At 68.5% G+C, this 19,613-nt stretch carries 18 protein-coding genes; all 18 read right to left on the reverse strand.

The window, feature by feature from the left end:
- A partial coding sequence (locus tag QN141_02710) for a GTP-binding protein (GenBank protein MDR7557381.1) occupies positions 1-230 on the reverse strand: 230 nt, incomplete at its 3' end.
- A 111-nt stretch (positions 231-341) separates the two neighbouring features.
- Positions 342-2,426 carry an elongation factor G gene (gene fusA, locus QN141_02715; protein MDR7557382.1) on the reverse strand — a complete coding sequence of 695 codons (2,085 nt, stop codon included), beginning with the start codon at positions 2,424-2,426 and terminating at the stop codon, positions 342-344.
- A gap of 69 nt (positions 2,427-2,495) precedes the next feature.
- On the reverse strand, positions 2,496-2,969 hold the full coding sequence (gene rpsG, locus QN141_02720) for a 30S ribosomal protein S7 (protein MDR7557383.1): 474 nt from the start codon (positions 2,967-2,969) through the stop codon (positions 2,496-2,498).
- A 16-nt stretch (positions 2,970-2,985) separates the two neighbouring features.
- Positions 2,986-3,363 carry a 30S ribosomal protein S12 gene (gene rpsL / locus QN141_02725; GenBank protein ID MDR7557384.1) on the reverse strand — a complete coding sequence of 126 codons (378 nt, stop codon included), beginning with the start codon at positions 3,361-3,363 and terminating at the stop codon, positions 2,986-2,988.
- Positions 3,364-3,593: 230 nt separating this feature from the next.
- Entirely contained in the window at positions 3,594-3,878 is a 285-nt protein-coding gene (locus QN141_02730; protein MDR7557385.1) for a ribosomal L7Ae/L30e/S12e/Gadd45 family protein, read from the reverse strand.
- Between the two features lie 134 nt (positions 3,879-4,012).
- The gene (locus QN141_02735; protein MDR7557386.1) at positions 4,013-5,908 is read right to left on the reverse strand and encodes an ABC-F family ATP-binding cassette domain-containing protein; all 1,896 of its coding nucleotides are present in this window, start codon (positions 5,906-5,908) and stop codon (positions 4,013-4,015) included.
- Between the two features lie 124 nt (positions 5,909-6,032).
- On the reverse strand, positions 6,033-9,470 hold the full coding sequence (rpoC, locus tag QN141_02740; GenBank protein ID MDR7557387.1) for a DNA-directed RNA polymerase subunit beta': 3,438 nt from the start codon (positions 9,468-9,470) through the stop codon (positions 6,033-6,035).
- Positions 9,470-13,048: a DNA-directed RNA polymerase subunit beta gene (rpoB, locus tag QN141_02745; GenBank protein MDR7557388.1), complete on the reverse strand. Its 3,579-nt coding sequence runs from the start codon at positions 13,046-13,048 to the stop codon at positions 9,470-9,472. Before rpoB ends, rpoC begins: the two co-directional genes overlap by 1 nt.
- A gap of 258 nt (positions 13,049-13,306) precedes the next feature.
- Positions 13,307-13,693 (reverse strand): 50S ribosomal protein L7/L12, encoded by a 387-nt coding sequence (gene rplL, locus QN141_02750; protein MDR7557389.1) that lies wholly within the window; start codon positions 13,691-13,693, stop codon positions 13,307-13,309.
- A 65-nt stretch (positions 13,694-13,758) separates the two neighbouring features.
- Entirely contained in the window at positions 13,759-14,325 is a 567-nt protein-coding gene (gene rplJ / locus QN141_02755; protein MDR7557390.1) for a 50S ribosomal protein L10, read from the reverse strand.
- Between the two features lie 188 nt (positions 14,326-14,513).
- A complete protein-coding gene (gene rplA, locus QN141_02760; protein MDR7557391.1) occupies positions 14,514-15,230 on the reverse strand; it encodes a 50S ribosomal protein L1 in 717 nt (238 codons plus the stop codon).
- A 19-nt stretch (positions 15,231-15,249) separates the two neighbouring features.
- The gene (rplK, locus tag QN141_02765; protein MDR7557392.1) at positions 15,250-15,672 is read right to left on the reverse strand and encodes a 50S ribosomal protein L11; all 423 of its coding nucleotides are present in this window, start codon (positions 15,670-15,672) and stop codon (positions 15,250-15,252) included.
- Positions 15,673-15,675: 3 nt separating this feature from the next.
- On the reverse strand, positions 15,676-16,353 hold the full coding sequence (gene nusG / locus QN141_02770) for a transcription termination/antitermination protein NusG (GenBank protein ID MDR7557393.1): 678 nt from the start codon (positions 16,351-16,353) through the stop codon (positions 15,676-15,678).
- An 11-nt stretch (positions 16,354-16,364) separates the two neighbouring features.
- Positions 16,365-16,628, reverse strand: a complete 264-nt coding sequence (gene secE, locus QN141_02775) for a preprotein translocase subunit SecE (protein ID MDR7557394.1) — start codon at positions 16,626-16,628, stop codon at positions 16,365-16,367.
- A gap of 131 nt (positions 16,629-16,759) precedes the next feature.
- Positions 16,760-16,966, reverse strand: a complete 207-nt coding sequence (locus tag QN141_02780) for a hypothetical protein (GenBank protein MDR7557395.1) — start codon at positions 16,964-16,966, stop codon at positions 16,760-16,762.
- Positions 16,967-17,025: 59 nt separating this feature from the next.
- A complete protein-coding gene (locus tag QN141_02785; GenBank protein MDR7557396.1) occupies positions 17,026-17,898 on the reverse strand; it encodes an ethylbenzene dehydrogenase-related protein in 873 nt (290 codons plus the stop codon).
- A 13-nt stretch (positions 17,899-17,911) separates the two neighbouring features.
- Positions 17,912-18,847 (reverse strand): hypothetical protein, encoded by a 936-nt coding sequence (locus tag QN141_02790; GenBank protein ID MDR7557397.1) that lies wholly within the window; start codon positions 18,845-18,847, stop codon positions 17,912-17,914.
- Entirely contained in the window at positions 18,844-19,605 is a 762-nt protein-coding gene (locus QN141_02795; protein ID MDR7557398.1) for a molecular chaperone TorD family protein, read from the reverse strand. Before QN141_02795 ends, QN141_02790 begins: the two co-directional genes overlap by 4 nt.
- Positions 19,606-19,613 lie beyond the last annotated feature (8 nt).

Raw genomic sequence — 19,613 nt, forward strand, 5'->3', positions numbered from 1 at the left:
TAGTGCCGCTTCTCCGTCTCGTACTCCACGTGGCTGATGTTGATCGTCAGCCCCCGCGCCTTCTCCTCCGGCGCATTGTCAATGTCGTAGTACCCCTTGGCCTCCGTCACCCCGATCCCCGCCAGCGCGTGCGTGATCGCCGCCGTCAGCGTCGTCTTCCCGTGGTCCACGTGCCCGATCGTCCCAATGTTCACGTGCGGCTTCGTCCGCTCAAACTTCGCCTTGGCCATTTCTGAAACTCCTCCACAGCCACCCGGCCGCTAGTCCAGGCTCTTCCACCCGGGGCGCCGGAGGCGATTTTCGCTGCCCGCGCTCACGTGCCAACCCACAGACGCGACCCCTCATGCCCTCGCCGCCGCGCCGGCCTTCATGCGGACCTCGTCCGCGATGCTGGTCGGCACCTCCTCGTAGTGGGACGGCTCCATGGTGTAGGTGGCCCGCCCCTGGGTGGCCGAGCGCAGGGCGGTGGCGTAGCCGAACATCTCGGCCAGCGGCACCAGGGCGCGGATCAGACGGGCGTTGCCCTGCTGCTCGATCCCCTCGATCCGGCCGCGCCGGGCGTTCAGGTCGCCGATGACGTCGCCCATGTACTGCTCGGGGGTGACCACTTCGACCTTCATCACCGGCTCCAGGAGCACCGGCTTGGCCCGCGCCGCCGCTTCCTTGAAGGCCAGCGATCCGGCGATCTTGAAGGCCATCTCCGAGCTGTCGACCTCGTGATAGCTGCCGTCCACCAGGCGAGCCCGGAAATCCACCACGGGATACCCGGCCAGGACGCCGGACTCCGCCGCCTCGCGAATGCCGGCCTCCACGGGCGGGATGAACTCCCGGGGAATGGCCCCGCCGGTGATCTCGTCGACAAACTCGATGCCGCTCCCGCGGGGCAGGGGCTCCAGGACGACCACGCAGTGGCCGTACTGACCGCGACCGCCGGTCTGGCGCACGTACCGTCCCACCGCCTCCGCGGCCTGACGGATCGTTTCCTTGTAGGCGACCTGAGGCCGACCGACGTTGGCCTGGACATTAAATTCGCGCAGCATGCGGTCGACGATGATCTCCAGATGCAGTTCACCCATCCCGGCGATCAGCGTCTGCCCCGTCTCCTGATCGAACCGCACTTTGAAGGTCGGGTCCTCCTCGGCGAGCTTGGCCAAGGCCGTGGCCAGCCGGTCCTCATCGGCCTTGGACTTAGGCTCCACGGCCACGGCGATCACGGGCTCGGGGAACTGCATCGCCTCCAGCACCAGGGGATGATCGGCATCGCACAGGGTGTCGCCGGTGGTCGTCTCGCGCAGCCCGACGCCGGCGACGACGTTTCCGGCCGTCACCTCCGGAATGTCTTCCCGGTGGTTGGCGTGCATTTGCAGGATGCGGCTGATCCGTTCCTTCCGGTCCTTGGTGGCGTTGTACAGGTAGGAGCCGGCGCGCAGCGTCCCGGAGTAGACCCGGAAGTAGGTGAGCTTCCCGACGTAGGGGTCGGTGACGATCTTGAACGCCAGGGCGGCGAAGGGCGCGGCCGGATCGGCCCGCCGCACCTCGCGGTCGCCGGTCCGGGGGTGCCGCCCCTCGACCGCCGGCACGTCCACCGGCGAGGGGAGGTAGTCCACCACCGCATCCAGCAACGGCTGCACCCCTTTGTTGCGGAAAGAGCTCCCGGCCAGCACCGGGACGATCCGGTAGGAGAGCGTGCCCAGACGCAGGCCCCGGCGGATCTCCTCTTCGCTCAGGGTGTGCCCCTCCAGGTACTTGTGCATCAGGTCGTCGTCCATCTCGGCCACGGCCTCGACCAGCGCCTCGCGCGCCGCCTCGGCCTGCTCCCGCAGGTCGGCGGGGATGTCGGTTTCGTCCGAGCGGGTGCCCAGGTCGTCCAGATAGATGATGGACTTCATCCGGATCAGGTCCACGACGCCCTGAAAATCGTCCTCCGCTCCGATAGGCAGTTGCACGGGCACGGCGTTGGCCCCCAGCCGCTCGCGGACCATGCGCACCGTGCGCATGAAGTCGGCGCCGGTCCGGTCCATCTTGTTCACATAGAGCAGCCGGGGGACGCGATAGCGGTCGGCCTGGCGCCAGACGGTCTCGGACTGGGGCTGCACGCCCTCCACCGCGCTGAGCAGAACCACGGCGCCGTCCAGGACGCGCAGGGACCGCTCTACCTCCACCGTAAAGTCCACGTGCCCGGGAGTGTCGATGATGTTGATGCGGTGCTGGCGCCAGAAGCAGGTGGTGGCGGCGGAGGTGATGGTGATCCCCCGCTCCCGCTCCTGCACCATCCAATCCATCGTCGCCGATCCTTCGTCCACCTCGCCGAGGCGGTGCACCCGTCCCGTGTAGAACAGGATGCGCTCGGTGGTCGTCGTCTTGCCCGCGTCGATGTGGGCGACGATCCCGATGTTCCGGATTGTCCGAAGATCAATCCCAGCCATCGCTACTCTCGCAACTCTCCCCGCCGGACGCGGGGCTTCGCCCCGCGCCAACATCGATGCGCCGCTGACTCACCACCGGTAGTGGGCGAAGGCCTTGTTGGCCTCGGCCATCCGGTGGGTGTCCTCCCGCTTCTTGACCGCGCCGCCCTGGCCGTTGCTAGCGTCGAGGATCTCCGCCACCAGCCGCTCCGTCATCGTGCGCTTGTCCTTGCGCTGGCGGGCGTAGTCCACGAGCCAGCGCAGGCCGAGGGAGAGGCGCCGCTCCGGCCGGACCTCGATGGGTACCTGATAGGTCGCACCGCCGACCCGCCGGGGGCGCACCTCCAGCAGCGGCATCACGTTGTGTAGCGCCTTGTCCAGGACCTTGACCGAATCCTGGCCGCTGCGCTCCCTGACCTGATCCAGGGCGCTGTAGACGATCCGTTCGGCCAGGCTCTTCTTGCCGCGCATCATCACCGTATTCACCAGCCGGTGCACGATGACGCTGTGGTAGAGCGGATCGGGGGGGATCTCCCGACGGCTGACGGGACCCTTCCTCGGCATCGCCGCTCCTCCGCTCCTACGCCTGCTTGGGCCGCTTGGCCCCGTACTTGGACCGCCCCTGGCGCCGGTCGGTCACGCCCGCGGCATCGATGGTGCCGCGGATGATGTGGTAGCGGATGCCGGGCAGGTCGGGCACGCGGCCGCCGCGGATCAGCACCACGGAGTGCTCCTGCAGGTTGTGACCGATGCCCGGGATGTAGGCGGTCACCTCGTGCTGGTTGGTGAGCCGGACGCGGGCGATCTTGCGCAGCGCCGAGTTGGGCTTCTTGGGCGTCATCGTGCGCACCTGAAGGCACACCCCCCGCTTCTGGGGGTTGTGCTCCAGATGCGGCGACTTGGTCTTCGCGCGCATCCGGCGCCGCCCGTACCGCACGAGCTGGTTGATGGTCGGCATGGCCGTCCTCCTCACATCCTCCGCGTACACGCTCTCCCCGGCTCAGGCACAGACCACCCCGGGAGCCCGCCGGGGCGGGCCGGGGCGTCGGCGCGATCCGCGGCGCCTCAGGCGCCGGGTGTCGCTACTGATCTCCGCTGTTCAGTTGCGCTGCGCCATACGCGACACCGGAGGGTCGGTGTCCTGCGGCGCATAGGAGGGTCGCTCCGGGCGACCCCGATTGGCGGAAGCTACCCGCCGGTCTCTTCCGGCGGCCGCAACACTGCCGCCGCCGCCGCGCCGACGGCGATCCCGCAGGCGCGGCCCAACTCTTTCATCGACCCGACCTCGATCAGTTCGAGGCCCCGTTCCCGGCCGGCCGCGATCACGTCCGCCACCACCCGGCGGTCGGCGTCGGCCGCCACGAACACCACCTGCGCCCGCCCCCGCTGGATCGCTTTTGCCGTCTGGTGGGCGCCCACGGCCCGGTACTCCGCGGTCCTGAGGCGCTCCAGCGCATCGGCCGGCTGCATCATCGAAAAAAGACCCCGAAGGCCGTCCCTTCGGGCACCGTTGCATTCTAGCACCCGGTCTTCAGGAGTGTCAACGGAATGCCCCGCCTCCGCCGATGGATGGGGCACCCCCGGCCTCCGGCGCGGCCCCCGGCCCGTCAGCCGCCGGGGTCGCCGTCCGTCGTCTCCAGCAGCCGGTACAACTCGTCCAGGCGCCGTTGCGCAGCCTCGAATCGGGCCCGTGCCCCCTTCACGCGCTCGGCGTGACGGTAGAGCTCGGGGTCGGCCAAGGCCCGACCGGCAACCTCGAGTTCGTGCTCGGCCGCCGCGATCTCGGCGGCCACCTCATCGAAGGTCGGCCCGGCCCGCCGCACGACTCGGCCGGGGGCGGGTGGGACTCCGGCGGGGGCCCTGGTCGCCGCCGGGGGAGGGAGGGGGGCACGGGCCCGGCGTCGCCGAAGTTCCTCGTACGATCCGGGAAAGTCGGTGACCATACCGTCCCGGATCGTCAGGATCCGCGTGGCGATCCGGTCCAGCAGGTAGCGGTCGTGGGTCGCCACGACGATGGTCCCCTCGAACTCCCGGAGGGCGGCTTCCAGCGCCTCGCGGGACGGAATATCCAGGTGATTCGTAGGCTCGTCCAGCAGCAGCAGGTTCGGCTCGTCGAGCAGCATCTTGGCCAGGCTGAGGCGCTGGCGCTCGCCGCCGGAGAGGACGGCAACCTGCTTGAAGACGTCCTCCCCGGTGAAGAGGAACCGGCCGAGGTAGGTGCGCACCGCCTCCGGCGTCATTGGACGATCGGCGAGCACCTCGTCGAGGACGCGCTTCTCAGGGTCGAGCGACGCCGTCGGTTCCTGGGCGAAGTATGCCGGGCGCACATTGGTCCCAAAGGTGACGCGACCGGTGGTGGGCGGTTCGAGGGCGGCCAGGATCCGGAGCAGGGTCGTCTTTCCCGCGCCGTTGGGGCCGAGCAGGCCGATGCGCTCGCCGCGAAAGATCACCAGGTCCAGCTCCCGGAGGACGGACCGGTCCCCATACCGCTTGCTCACGCCCTTCAGGGTGGCGACCGACCGGCCCGACGCGCTCCCCGCAGAGGGCCGGGCCGCCATCGTCCGGTGTCTGCGGGGGGCCTTGAGGAGATGGGCCTGCACACGGCTGAGCCGCTTCTCGCGACTCCTGGCCATGGTGGCGCGTTGGCCGGCCTTGTAGCGTCGGATGTAGGCCTCGAGTCTGGCGATCTCCTCTTGCTGCCGCCCGACGAGCTTGCGCTGTCGTTCCTCCCGCTCGGCCTTGAGGCGCGCGTAGACGGAGTACGCCCCGGGATACGACGTGATCCGCCGGTCCTCCAACTCCAGCGTGCGCGACGTCACCGCATCGATGAGGTGACGATCGTGACTCACGACGATCGCCGCACCCGGGTATCCCTGCAGGTAGTCCTCCAGCCACTCCAGCGCCTCGAGGTCCAGGTGGTTCGTCGGCTCATCCAGCAGCAGGAGGTCGGGCTCGGACAACAGGATGCGGGCCAGTTCGGCGCGCACGCGCCACCCGCCGCTCAGCGTTCCCAGCGGTTGCCGGCGATCGGCCTCGGAGAAGCCCAGGCCGGACAGCACCATCCCCGCGCGGGCTTCGAGGGTGAATCCGCCGGCATGCTCGAAGTGCGCGTGCACCGTGCCGTACTCGTCCATGACCGCCCGCAGGCGCGCCGGATCGTCGTGGATCTCAGGCCTGGCCATCTGCGCTTCGAGCACTCGCAGGCGTGCTTCGAGGGCCCGGACGTCGGCGGCTCCGGTGAGCACGTGCGCCCACACGGTCATGTCCCCAGACCCTTCCGGGATCTGTGCCAGGTAGGCGGCCCGGGCCCAGGAGGCCAGGCTGACCGCGCCGCGGTCGGCATCCAGCAGCCCGCCCGCGATGCGCAGCAGCGTGGTCTTACCCGTGCCGTTGCGGCCGACGAGCGCCACCTTCTCCTTCGGCTCGACGCTGAAGGTCACAGCGTCCAGTAGCACTTCGCCGCCGTAGGTCTTCGTTACGTCGGAAACGGTCAGGATCGGCATCCCGAGACAGTCTGCTGGATGGTCCCCTCAAAGTCGTGGGGCCGTGGCGGAGCCAGTCGTCCAGGGCAAGAGGAGCGGCCTCCGAACTGCGGAGCGGGGGACCGCCCGGGCGGTCCCCCGCGGACTAGACTTCGACGCTGATCTTGATCCCGCGGTACCGCTGCATCCCCGTGCCGGCAGGGATGAGCTTGCCGATGATCACGTTCTCCTTGAGGCCGATCAGCGGGTCGATCTTCCCCTTCGTCGCAGCGTCGGTGAGCACGCGCGCCGTCTCCTGGAAGGAGGCCGCGGACAGGAAGCTCTCCGTAGCCAGTGAGGCCTTGGTGATGCCGAGGAGCACCGGCCGGGCCTTGGCCGGTTCCAGCCCTTCGGCCAGGGCCTTGGCATTCTCCTCCTCGAACTGGAATTTGTCCACCAGTTCCCCCGGCAGGAACTCGGTGTCGCCCGGCTCCTCCACCTTCACCCGCCGCAGCATCTGGCGCACGATAATCTCGATGTGCTTGTCGTTGATGTCCACGCCCTGGGAGCGGTAGACGGACTGGATCTCCTCCACCAGGTACCGCTGCAGGGCATGGAGGCCGCGGATGCGCAGGATGTCGTGGGGGTTGACCGCGCCCTCGGTAAGTGGGTCGCCGGCGTTGACCCGGTCGCCGTCCTGCACGCGCAGGCGCAGCCCGGCCGGCACGGCCACGGGCACGTCCTCCCCGTCCCGGGCGACGATGAATACCTTGCGGGCGCCCTTCACGTCGGCGATCTTCACGCGGCCCGAGACCTCGGCAATGGCCGCGGTATGCCGGCTGCGCCGGGCCTCGAACAGCTCCTCCACCCGCGGCAGGCCCTGGGTGATGTCGAAGCCGGCCACGCCCCCGGTGTGGAAGGTCCGCATCGTCAGCTGCGTCCCGGGTTCGCCGATGGACTGGGCGGCGATGATCCCCACGGCCTCGCCGATCTCCACCGGCTTCCCCGTGGCCAGGTTCCGCCCGTAGCACTTGGCGCACACCCCGTAGCGGGTCTTGCAGTTGAGCACCGAGCGCACGAGCACCTCCTCGATGCCGGCCTGCTCGATGGCCTCGGCCGCCTCCTCCGTGATCTCCTGATCGGCCTCCACGATCACCTTGCGCGTGCGCGGGGCCACCACGTCCTCGGCCGCGGTCCGTCCGACGATGCGCTCCTTGAGCGGGACGACGACTTCGTTCCCTTCCTTGATCGCCCCGATCTCCACCCCCTCGGTGGTCTTGCAGTCCTCCTCGCGGATGATCACGTCCTGGGCCACATCCACCAGGCGGCGGGTCAGGTAGCCCGACTCCGAGGTCCGGATGGCCGTATCGGCCAGCCCTTTGCGCTGGCCGTGGGTGGAGATGAAGTACTCCAGCACGGTGAGCCCTTCGCGGAAGTTGGCCTTGATGGGCAGCTCGATAATGCTGCCCGACGGGTCGGTCATCAGCCCTCGCATCCCGGCCAGCTGGCGGATCTGCTGGATGTTGCCCCGCGCTCCGGACTGGGCCATCATGTACAGCGGGTTGAAGGCGTCGAAGTTCTGCAGCATGGCCTGGGTGATCTCCTCGGTGGCTTTGGTCCACACCGAGATCACCAGCGCCTTCTTCTCCTCGGGCGTGATCAGTCCGCGGCGGTACTGACTCTCGATCTCCTGCACCCGCTTCTCGGCCGCCCCGAGGATCTTCTCCTTCTGGTCCGGCACGGCGATGTCGTCGATGGCAATGCCGGAGCCGCTCTTCGTCGCGTATTTGAAGCCCAGATCCTTCAGGGCATCCAGCAGCTGCACCGTCTTCGTCGAGCCCAGCCGGTTGTAGGCCTCGGAGACGATCTGGGAGAGGACCTTGCGGTCGGCCACGTCGTTGATGAAGCGGAGCTCCTCGGGAATGGCCTCATTGAAGATGACGCGTCCGATAGTGGTCTCGATGGGCTCACCGTCATGGGTCAGGCGCACCTTGATCCTGGCGTGGAGCTCCACCGCGCCACTCTCGTAGGCCAGGATGGCCTCGTTGGGCGTGCTGAACACCTTCCCCTCCCCCTTGGCCCCGCTCTTCTCCTGAGTCAGGTAGTAGCAGCCGAGCACGATGTCGCGGGTGGGGCTGGTGATCGCCTTCCCGTAGGCCGGCGAGAGGATGTTGTAGGCGGAGAGCATCAAGAGGCGCGCCTCGGCCTGCGCCGCGGCGGAGAGGGGGACATGGGCGGCCATCTGATCGCCGTCGAAGTCGGCGTTGTAGGCGGTGCAGACCAGGGGGTGCACCTGGATCGCCTTACCCTCGATCAGCACCGGCTCGAAGGCCTGGATGCCCAGGCGATGCAGGGTCGGCGCGCGGTTCAGCAGCACCGGGTGCTCGCGGACCACCTCCTCCAACACGCTCCACACCTCGGGACGGACCCGCTCCACCATGCGCTTGGCGGACTTGATGTTCTGGGCCAGCTGCTTGTCCACCAGGCGCTTCATAACGAAGGGTTTGAACAGCTCCAGGGCCATCTCGCGCGGCAGACCGCACTGGTGGAGCTTCAGCTTCGGGCCGACGACGATCACGGAGCGGCCGGAGTAATCGACCCGCTTGCCCAGCAGGTTCTGGCGGAACCGCCCCTGCTTGCCCTTGAGCATGTCGGACAGCGACTTCAGCGGCCGGTTGTTGGGCCCGGTCACGGGACGGCCGCGGCGGCCGTTGTCGATCAGGGCGTCCACCGCCTCCTGCAGCATGCGCTTCTCGTTGCGCACGATGATCTCCGGCGCCCCCAGGTCCAGCAGGCGCTTCAGCCGGTTGTTGCGGTTGATCACCCGGCGGTAGAGGTCGTTGAGGTCGCTGGTGGCGAAGCGTCCGCCGTCCAGCTGGACCATGGGGCGCAGGTCGGGCGGGATGACCGGCACGACATCCAGGATCATCCACTCCGGCCGGTTCCCGCTCTTGCGGAAGGCCTCCACCACCTCCAGACGCTTCAGGATCTTCATCCGCTTCTGGCCCGAGGACTCGCGCAGTTCGGCGCGCAACTGCCGGCTGAGCTTCTCCAGGTCAATCTCCAGGAGCAGCTCCTTCACCGCCTCCGCGCCCATGCCGGCCCGAAATTGGGCCCCATACTTCTCCCGGTACTCGCGAAACTCGTTCTCGGTGAGCAGCTGCTTCTTGGTCAGCGGCGTGGCGCCCGGGTCGATCACGATGTAGGAGGCGAAGTAGACCACGCGCTCCAGAGCCCGCGGGGAGATGTCCAGGAGCAGGCCGATGCGGCTGGGCACGCCCTTCAGGTACCAGATATGGCAGACCGGGGCGGCCAGCTCGATGTGGCCCATCCGCTCGCGGCGGACTTTGGCCCGGGTGACCTCCACCCCGCAGCGGTCGCAAATGATGCCCTTGAAGCGGATGCGCTTGTACTTGCCGCAGTGGCACTCCCAGTCCTTCTGCGGACCGAAGATCCGCTCGCAGAACAGGCCGTCGCGCTCCGGCTTGAGCGTCCGATAGTTGATGGTTTCCGGCTTCTTGACCTCGCCGTGGGACCAGAGCCGGATCTGCTCCGGGGAGGCCAGGCCGATCTTCACCGCGTCGAAGTTGTTGACGTCCTGCATCAGTAGTCCTCCACCAGCGCTTCCTCACCCTCGAGGTTGATGCCCAGGGCCCGGGCCGTCTCGGCGATGTCCTCCTCGATCTCCTTGAGCTCGATCTCCTTCTTGTCCTCGCTGAGGACCTTGACATCCAGGCACAGGGACTGCAGTTCCTTGACCAGGACCTTGAAGGACTCGGGCACGCCGGGCTCCTGGATATTCTCCCCCTTGACGATCGCCTCGTAGGTCTTGACGCGACCCACCACGTCGTCGCTCTTGACGGTGAGCAACTCCTGCAGGGTGCTGGCGGCACCATAGGCCTCCAGGGCCCAGACCTCCATCTCGCCGAAGCGCTGCCCGCCGAACTGCGCCTTCCCCCCCAGCGGTTGCTGGGTGATCAGGCTGTAGGGCCCCGTGGAGCGGGCGTGGATCTTGTCCTCCACCAGATGCAGCAGCTTCATCATGTAGATCCACCCCACGGTGACCCTGGTGTCGAAGGGTTCGCCGGTCCGGCCGTCCCGCAGGGCGACCTTGCCGTCCTGGGGCAGCCCGGCCTCGGCCAGCATGCGCTTGATTTCATCCTCCTTGGGGCCGTCGAACACGGGCGCCTCCGCCCACAGGTTCATCTGGTTGGCGGCCCAGCCCAGGTGCGTCTCCAGGACCTGGCCGACGTTCATCCGGCTGGGGACCCCCAGCGGGTTCAGGATGAGGTCCACCGGGGTGCCGTCCGGCAGCATCGGCATGTCTTCCTCGGGGAGGATGACGGAGATGACGCCCTTGTTGCCGTGCCGGCCGGCCATCTTGTCCCCCACGGTGATCTTGCGCTTCTGCGCCACATAGACGCGCACCAGCGTATTCACGCCGGGGGGCAGCTCATCGCCGGTCTCGCGGCTGAACACCTTCACCGCGACGACCTTGCCCTTTTCTCCGTGGGGCACCTTGAGCGAGGTGTCGCGCACCTCCCGCGCCTTCTCGCCGAAGATCGCCCGCAGCAGGCGCTCCTCCGCGGTCAGCTCGGTCTCGCCCTTCGGGGTGACCTTGCCGACCAGGATGTCCCCCGCCCGGACCTCGGCGCCGATGCGGACGATCCCGCGGTCGTCGAGGTCGCGCAGGGCCTCCTCGCCGACGTTGGGGATATCGCGCGTGATCTCCTCGGGGCCCAGCTTGGTGTCGCGGGCCTCCACCTCGTACTCCTCGATGTGGATCGAGGTGAAGAGGTCCTCCTTCACCAGGCGCTCGCTGATGACGATGGCGTCCTCGTAGTTGTAGCCCTCCCAGGGCATAAAGGCCACCAGGACGTTGCGGCCCAGGGCCAGTTCGCCCTGGTCGGTGCAGGGACCGTCGGCGATGACCTCGCCCTCCTGGACCTGGTCTCCCGTGCGCACCAGCGGGATCTGGTTGATGCACGTCCCCTGGTTGCTGCGCTGGAACTTGGTCAACCGGTAGACGTCGCGCGTCCGGCCGGAGTTGACCACGATCTCGTCCCCCGTGACCGACTCCACCGTCCCCGCCCGGCGGGCCACGACCACCGCTCCGGAGTCCACGGCCGCGCGCAGCTCCATCCCCGTCCCGACCAGCGGCGCCTCCGAGGCCAGCAGGGGGACGGCCTGCCGCTGCATGTTGGACCCCATCAGGGCGCGGTTGGCGTCGTCGTGCTCCAGGAAGGGGATGAGCGCCGTGGCCACCGAGACGGTCTGCTTGGGCGAGACGTCCATGAAGTCCACCCGGTCGGGCGGGACCAGGACGATCTCCGACCCGTGGCGGGCGGAAACGCGCGGCTCGATCAACCGTCCCTCCGCGTCGGTCTTGGCGTTGGCCTGGGCGATGATGTACTGGTCCTCCTGGTCCGCGGTGAGGTACTCCACCCGGCGGGTGACCCTGCCGTCCCGCACCACCCGGTAGGGAGTCTCGATGAAGCCCAGGTCGTTGACGCGCGCGTAGGTGGCCAGGGAGGAGATCAGGCCGATGTTCGGTCCCTCCGGCGTCTCGATGGGGCACATCCGGCCGTAGTGGCTGGTGTGCACGTCCCGGACCTCGAACCCGGCCCGCTCCCGGGACAGCCCCCCGGGGCCGAGGGCGGAGAGGCGGCGTTTATGGGTCAGTTCGGCCAGGGGGTTGGTCTGGTCCATGAACTGGCTGAGCTGGGAACTGCCGAAGAACTCCTTGATCGCCGCCACCACGGGGCGGATGTTGATCAGGACCTGGGGCGTGATCTGTCCGGTCTCCTGAATCGTCATCCGCTCGCGGATCACCCGTTCCATGCGCAGCATGCCGATGCGGAACTGGTTCTGGAGCAGCTCCCCCACCGAGCGCACCCGGCGGTTGCCCAGGTGGTCGATGTCGTCCACCCCGAAGCCTGCCTCGCCATTGAACAACCCGATCAGATAGCGCACCACCTCGACGATGTCGTCGCGGACCTGCTGGCCGTGGCGCAGCCCCTCGCCAGCGACCAGGTAGAGGACCTCCTTGGTGGACGGGGTGAGGCCGAGCACGACGCGCGTGCCGCGGTCGATCTTCCGGATCTCGACCACCTCGCCGTCCACCTTGGCCAGGACGCGGGAGACCTGACCGGTGAACTCGCGCCCGTCCTTCAGGGTGAGGAGAAACTCCTTCTTGTCCTTCAGGAGCCTGACCTCATCCAGTTCTCCTCCGGTGGTCTGCACCAGGGTGCGGAACTCCAGCGGCACCTCCAGGCCGAGCTTGCGGTTCAGCTTGTAGCGGCCGACCTTGCCCAGATCGTAGCGCCGCGGATCGAAGAACAGGGTCTGCAGCAGTTGCCGGGCGCTGTCCACGGTCGGAGGGTCGCCCGGGCGAAGCCGGCGGTAGATTTCAATCAGCGCCTCCTCCACCGCTTTCTGCCCGCTGCGCTCCTTGACCGGATCCTTGGCCAGGGTGGCCTGAATGGCCTTGTCGTGGCCGTAGAGCTTGAGGATCTTCTCGTCGCTGTCGTACCCCAGGGCCCGCAGCAGCACCGTGACCGGGATCTTCCGGGTGCGGTCGATCCGCGTGGAGATCACGCCGTTGGCGTCCACCTCGAGTTCCAGCCAGGCCCCGCGGTGGGGGATGACCGTGGCCGCGGGCATGGGACGGCCCGAGGTATCGGGGACGTGGCTGTAGTAGACGCCGGGGGAGCGCACCAGCTGGCTCACCACCACCCGCTCCGCGCCGTTGATGATGAAGGTGCCGCGCCGGGTCATCAGCGGCAGGTCCCCCATGAAGACTTCCTGTTCCTTGATCTCGCCGGTCTCCTTGATCAGCAGGCGCACCTTAACCTTGAGGGCGGCGCTGTAGTTGTAGTCCCGGTCGCGGCACTCCTCCTCACTGTACTTCAGCCGCTCCAGACGGTAGCCGCCGAAGTCCAGCACAGGGTCGTCGTCAAAGACCGCCGGCATGGGGGGGCGCTTGCCGCGCCCTTCCACGGCAAAGTGGAGCTCGAGGTTCCCCGTGAAGTCCTGAATGGGGGAGACCTCCTCGAAGACCTCGCGGATGCCCTCCCGCAGGAACCACTCGTAGGATCGGCGCTGGACCTCGATAAGGTCGGGCACATCGAGAATCTCGGGAATCTTGGCGAAGCTGACCCGCGGCCGCCGCCCGCGGGTCACCAGCTGTCCGTTGACCGGGAGGCGGAACCGGGCGCCGCCCGTACGCCCCAGCGTCCTTCGGCTGCGCGTCTTCACGGGATGCACTTCACCTCCACTGAGGATTCAGGCGGGAAAAGCAACGAAAGCAAGGCGGTGACGGCCTCGCTTTCGAGTTGTCGGGTTCGGAGTCGTCAAACTCAGCGTCCTGACCCAAGATGCCGTAAAGACTATACTAGCGGGCTCAAAGCGGAGCGTCAAGCCCTCGGGGCAGGAATCCGGCTATTTGATCTCGACGGTCGCGCCTTCGGCCTCGAGCTTGCTCTTGATCTGCTCGGCCTCCTGCTTGCTCACCTTCTCCTTGACGGGCTTGGGGGCGCCGTCCACCAGATCCTTGGCCTCCTTCAGGCCGAGGCCGGTGAGCTCCCGGACGACCTTGATCACCTGGATCTTCTTCTCCCCGACGCTCTTGAGGATGACGTCGAACTCGGTCTGCTCCTCCACGGCGGCGGGCGCACCGGCGGCCGTCCCCCCCGCCATCGGCCCCGCCGCCACCGCCACCGGCGCCGCCGCGCTGACCCCGAACTTCTCCTCCAGGGCCTTCACCAGGTCGGCCAGTTCCAGGACGGTGAGGTTCCCGATGGCCTCGACGATTTCATCCTTCCCCAGTTTGGCTGCCACAGCCTCTCCCCCTTGTCCTGCGGCGGTCCGGCCCGCTGCTGACAGCGCTGGCCCTACGCCGCCGCTTCCTTCTGCTTCTGGATCTGGCTCAAGGCATACACCAGGTTCCGCTGGAGCCCGGTCAGCACTCCGACCAGACCGTACAGCGGCGCCTTCAGGGCGCCGACGGCGATCGCCCGCATCTGGGGCTTGGCCGGCATCTCGGCCAGGCTCTTGACCTCGTCCGCGGTGAGCACCCGGCCCTCGACGAAGGCGCCCTTCACCTCGAGCTTGCGCATCTGCCGGATGTACTCCTGGAGGACGCGGGCCGGGGTGACCGGATCGTCGGGACAGATCGCCACCGCCGTCGGTCCCTCCAGATAGGGCGCCAGGCCCGTGATCCCCAGGTCTTCCGCGGCCCGCGCCAGCAGGGTGTTCTTCACCACCTGGTACCGGGCGCCGGCGTCGCGCAGCCGGCCGCGCAACTGACCGATCTCCGCCACGTTCAGCCCGCGGTAGTCGGTGAGGATCACCCCGGCGGCCCGATGGAGCCACTCCCGGATGGCGGCCACCTGCGCGACCTTTTCGGGCCGGGCCTGTGTCCGCTCGCGATGTTCGTGCCTTCGGACCTGCGCCTCCATCGGTGGTGTGTCGCTCCTCGCCCCTGAAGCAAAATAGGCCCGCCGCTCGACAGGCCCACCTCGGTGAGCACCTCGGCAGGTGACCGATCCGGTCCTTCGGATCCCCGCGGGGATCGCCTGCGGTCTACGGCGCGGCGTATGCGATTGAGCGCCCGGACGATCCTGCCCGCCCGGGCGCGGTCAGTCTATCACGCGGTGGCGACCTTCGTCAACGCTTCGGCCTTCGAGGGATCGACCCGGACGCCCGGCCCCATGGTGGTGGAGAGGGTGATCGACCGCAGGTACTGCCCCTTGGCAGCGGCCGGCCGGGACCGCACCACGGCATCGACCAGGGCGGTGAAGTTCGCCAGCAACTGCTCCTCGGTGAAGGAGGCCTTGCCGATGGGGACGTGGATGATGCCGGCCTTCTCCGTCCGGTACTCGATCTTCCCCGCCTTGATCTCGCGCACCGCCCTGGCCAGGTCGAAGGTCACGGTCCCGGCCTTCGGATTCGGCATCAGCCCGCGGGGCCCGAGGATCCGCCCAAGGCGACCCACGGCGCCCATCATATCCGGGGTGGCCACGGCCACATCGAACTCCAGCCAGCCGCCTTGGATCTTTTCGATGTACTCCTCGGCGCCGACGTAATCCGCCCCGGCCGCCTCCGCCTCCTTGACCTTCTCGCCCTTGGCGAAGACCAGCACCCGCACCTGACGGCCGGTCCCGGCGGGGAGCGGCACCGTCCCCCGGACCTGCTGGTCGGCCTGCTTGGGATCGATCCCCAGGCGGATGGCGATCTCCACCGTTTCGTCGAACTTGGCCCGGGCCGTGGCCTTCACCAGGCGCACCGCCTCCCGGGGGTCGTACAGCGTCCCGGGGGCGACCATCTTCATCAGCTCACGGTACCGCCTGCCGCGGTTGCGCATCGGTCGCTCTCCGCCCTCTTCAGACGACCTGCAGGCCCATCGACCGCGCCGTCCCCTCGATCATGCGCATCGCCGCCTCGAGGTCGTTGGCGTTGAGATCCTTCATCTTCTGCTGGGCGATCTGCCGGATCTGCTCTCTGGTCACCTTGCCGACCTTGGTCTTGTTGGGCTCGCCCGACCCCTTCTCCACCCCCGCCGCCTGGCGCAGGAGCACCGCGGCCGGCGGGGTCTTGGTCACAAAGGTGAAGGTGCGGTCGGCGTAGACGGTGATCTCCACGGGCACGATGGTCCCCACCTGGGACGCCGTCCGCTCGTTGTAGGTCTTGCAGAACTCCATGATGTTCACGCCGTGCTGGCCCAGGGCCGGGCCCACCGGCGGGGCCGGGGTGGCCTTGCCCGCCGGGATCTGCAGCTTGACGACGGCGATGATCTTCTTGGCCATGACCTAGGTCTTCTCCACGTCTCCGAAGTTCAGCTCCACCGGCGTGGCCCGCCCGAAGATGGAGACGAGCACGCGCACCTTCTCCTTCTCCACCATCACCTCGTCCACGACGCCCGTGAAGTCGGCGAAGGGGCCGCTGGTGATCCGGACCGTGGAGCCCTTCTGGAAGGTGATGCGGTACTTGGGCGTCTCATCCCGCAGTTGCTTCAGCAGCTGACGGACCTCGGCGTCGTCCAGGGGGACGGGCCGCGCCCCGGAGCCGACGAACCCGGTCACGCCCGGCGTGTTCCGGACGACGTACCAGGAGTCGTCATCCATGATCATCTCGACCAGCACATAGCCGGGGTAGATCTTCCGATCGACTTCGCGCCGTTTCCCGCCTTTGATTTCCTTCTCTTTCTCCGTGGGCACCAGGACCTGCGCGATCTTGTCTCCGCCCTGAGCGCGCATGGACTGCCGGCGCCGCTCCAGATTGGACCGCACCTTGTTCTCGTACCCCGAGTAGGTGTGGATCACGTACCACTTGAGCCGGGGGTCTTTCGGCGCCTCCTCCGTCGGGGCCTCGGCCTCGGGAGCCTCCGTCGGCGCCGCCTCCTCCGTCCGGTCGGCGCGAGGCGCCTCCTCCTCGATGTCGGCGAAGATCGTCCGGGCCAGTTCCTCTTTCAGGCTCTCTTCCACCATGGCGACAGGTGTCAGCGGCCCAGGAGGCGCCGGAAGATCCAGGTAAAGAGGAGATCCCACAGCCCGAGGTACAACGCCATGGCCAGCAGGACCACCAGGACGACGATGGACATGGCCGTCAGCTCCTGCCGGCTGGGCCAATCTACCTTGGCCAGCTCGATCCGGACCTCCCGAAAGTACCGGGTGATGCGCTCGACGACGGGGAGACCTCCCCGCCGCACCGGCACCGCCCGGGCCATCGGCCGCTGGACTTTGGCGTCCGTCAGACGCGCCACAACTCCCCCAAAATAAAAAAGACTTTGAAGGCCGGACTCATTATAGGTTCGGCTCTGGGGAGTGTCAATCGCCGGGATCGACGGCGCCTTCCCCTGAGGGTCGCCCTCGGCGGAGAGAGCATCTCGTCGGGCTAACCGGCGTCGTGACGGTCAGAGTCGGCGGGAGGCAGGCGTTCGGCTCCGGCCAGTTTGCCGGCCAGTTGTTGTGGGTCGTGGATCAGAACCGGGAGGTGCTGCGAGCAGATCCAGAACGTCCGCCCGTGGTAGTGGACAGCCAGCAGCGGCACCGCATTGTCGTCACGGCCGCAGTGCACACAGCGCTCGGGGCTCCGGGTCATGCTCTGCCGCCCGCCCGGACCATCCTGGAGCGTCGCGCCCGGTCCACGGCGACCTCTTTCTACCGGCGCAACGGTGTCAATCGCAGGGGCCACCACATCAGCGTGATGTTCTTCTGACCGTTGCGATCCTCGTTCCCCCCGTCCCACACCGCGACGTTGAGGTGCGTGGTCTCCCCGGGCTGGAACTGCGCATCGGCTTCATCCGGCGTCCGCAGGGACCGGACCATGATCACCGTCCACCGGCCGGCCTTCCACCGGCCGACGGCCGCGACGTCCTGCCTGGGCTGCGTGGTAAGCGTCCCAAACCCCCACGCCACCAGGTCTTCAGCCGCGCTGGTGCGCGCCGTGGCGGATCGCAGGTTGCCGGCGGCGGCACCCGCGTTGAACCCCTGCCGGGCGCGCTCGGTCTTGGCCAGATGGACGTCATAGTAGTAGTCCACGGCCATCGCGGGATAGCTGCGACGGAGGTCGGCGGCGCGCGCCAGGTCCTCCTGCCAGGACGCCTTCCACTGCCAGATATTCACCGGATGCCGGGCATCGCCCATGAAGGGATTGGGCAGCGTCCCGGGCTGCACCGGAAACTGCAGCGCTACAGCGTCCGTGAACTCGCGCTGGCGCCGGTCGGCGGTATTCGCCGTCGCATCCGCCCAGGAAAGCTCGAGGAAGAGGGTCCTGCCGTCATGGAGGGCGCGGAGGCGGACCTCCTTCACCGTCCCGCCCCCGTGAGGGCGGATGATGGTCTGCGGCATCATCGGGATCGTGCGGGCCGGGGCCCGGGTGAAGACCGCGGCGGCGCGGTCCACATCGAGGGGCACCTTCGCCGCGGTGAACAGGACGTCGATGGGCGGCGGCTGAGGCTGGCCGGCGGCGGTGACCAGGTCCAACACGACCAGGAGGACACCCGCAACCACGGCCCCCGCGATCTGCCGCATCCTGCTCCCTCCCTCACGAACCGCTCAAGACTCCCTGCAGCGAGACGGCATAGCCCTCCACGCAGCGCGCGCACGCCTTAAGCCGGGGGTGCCAGTCCGGAAAGTCGGTGCGGATCCGCGCCGCCACCGCCTCCTCGATCGTCGTCGCCCACTCGTACGTGGGAAACCGGCACAGCGGGCAGCGCCCTCCGGCAGGCGGCGGAGGATCACCCTCCTCGACCGCCACCCCGGCAAAGGCCGCGAGTGCGGCCCGGTCGGACGCTAGGCGCAGCAGCATCGGGTACGTCGGTCGATCGCCGTCCCAGAGCCGGGTGACAATGGCCCGGGCGGCCGGGGCGGGCATCCAGGCGAATATCTGCACACCAGCCTCTTCGTACTCCGCCCGAGTGCGCCAGGGGGAGTTTCCGGCCCGAACGGCGCGGCCGTCGACGCTGCAGTCCCAGAGAAAGCGGAACTGCTCTCCCACGGGCCGCCCTGCGCCGGCGGGGTCGGGCAGCCCTTCCCCGTAGCCAAAGGTCTCATCGAGCACGTCGACGATGTGGCCGAACTCGTGGCGGAGGAACCGCGTCAGGTCGGCCGGAGCCTCGAAGCGCGCGGGGCGCAGACGCACCCCGACGGTCCGTCGGTCCCTGCCGAGGTCGGCCCCCTCCTCTGTCCGGCTCCAGGCACGCGACACGATGATCTCGTCGACCTGCGGAGGGAGCGCGCCCGCCGCGTCCGTCACCGGCCGGCCGCCGCCCAGGATCTCGAAGAAGCGGGCGGACAGCAGCCGGAACGCCTGGCGGCGATCCTCCGGTCGGACGTGCTGAACGTAGATGCGGTCGGCGGCGCGCCGGTACGGCTCGTAGAGTGCCGCGTCGCCGGCTTCCGCGCGCCGCCGCAGGAGCAGCTCGACCACCGCCTCCTGCAGGCCGGCCGTGTACCGGATGCGGGGAGCGGCATGGCTCATGGCGATGGCTCCAGGGGGCAGCGGTCGGCCCCGCACGGCGGCGTTGCCTCCCCGGGCTCCCCGAAGACTGGAAGCGCCGATTCGTCCTCTCCGTCGACGATGATGCCCAGCGCAGCGGCATCCGCTGTGATCACCGCCCGGGTGAGGTGCGCCAGCTCGCCGTAGAGGCCGTCATCCCTGGCGGTGACGAGGCGGGTGAAGGTGGGAACCCACCTGGCCACATGGTCCCGCAGGAAGGCCCGCCGGGCGTCCACGAAGGGCCAGACCTTCTCGGCCTCTTCGTGGACCGAGGCATGGGCTTCCCGAAACGCCAGCACGTGCAGAAACTCAAGCTCCAGGCTCAGGTGGTCGACGCGTTCACCTGCGCCGGCGGCCACTTCCAGACCGAAGGCCAGGTAGAACCCGGCGATATCCGCCAGCTGTTGCGCCTGCTGGAAGATGTGGCCGACCCCGTACTGCGTCTCGTGCAGCGGGCAGTCGCGGGAAATCTGGTGGCCGAAAAGTCGCCGGTAGGCGGCCTGCAGCCCGGCCGGCGCCGATGCCGTCAGCACCCCAACGACGCGCCGCGCCTGCTCCTGCGCCCGGACCCCGCCCATACGCTCCGCCGCCGCCGTCACCGCCTCCAGCACGGCCGGAGCGGTCCGCAGAGCGGCCAGCCCGTCCTCCGGCGGAGACCAGCCCAGTGAGAGGAACCGGTACAGCGTGCTGCGCGCCAGGGCGAGGGCGGGGTCGGGGATCTCGGTGACCGGGGGCGCCATGGCGGGCT

It is taken from the genome of Armatimonadota bacterium (genome assembly GCA_031459765.1).
In the GTDB taxonomy this organism is placed as follows: Bacteria; Sysuimicrobiota; Sysuimicrobiia; order Sysuimicrobiales; family Kaftiobacteriaceae; genus Kaftiobacterium; species Kaftiobacterium secundum.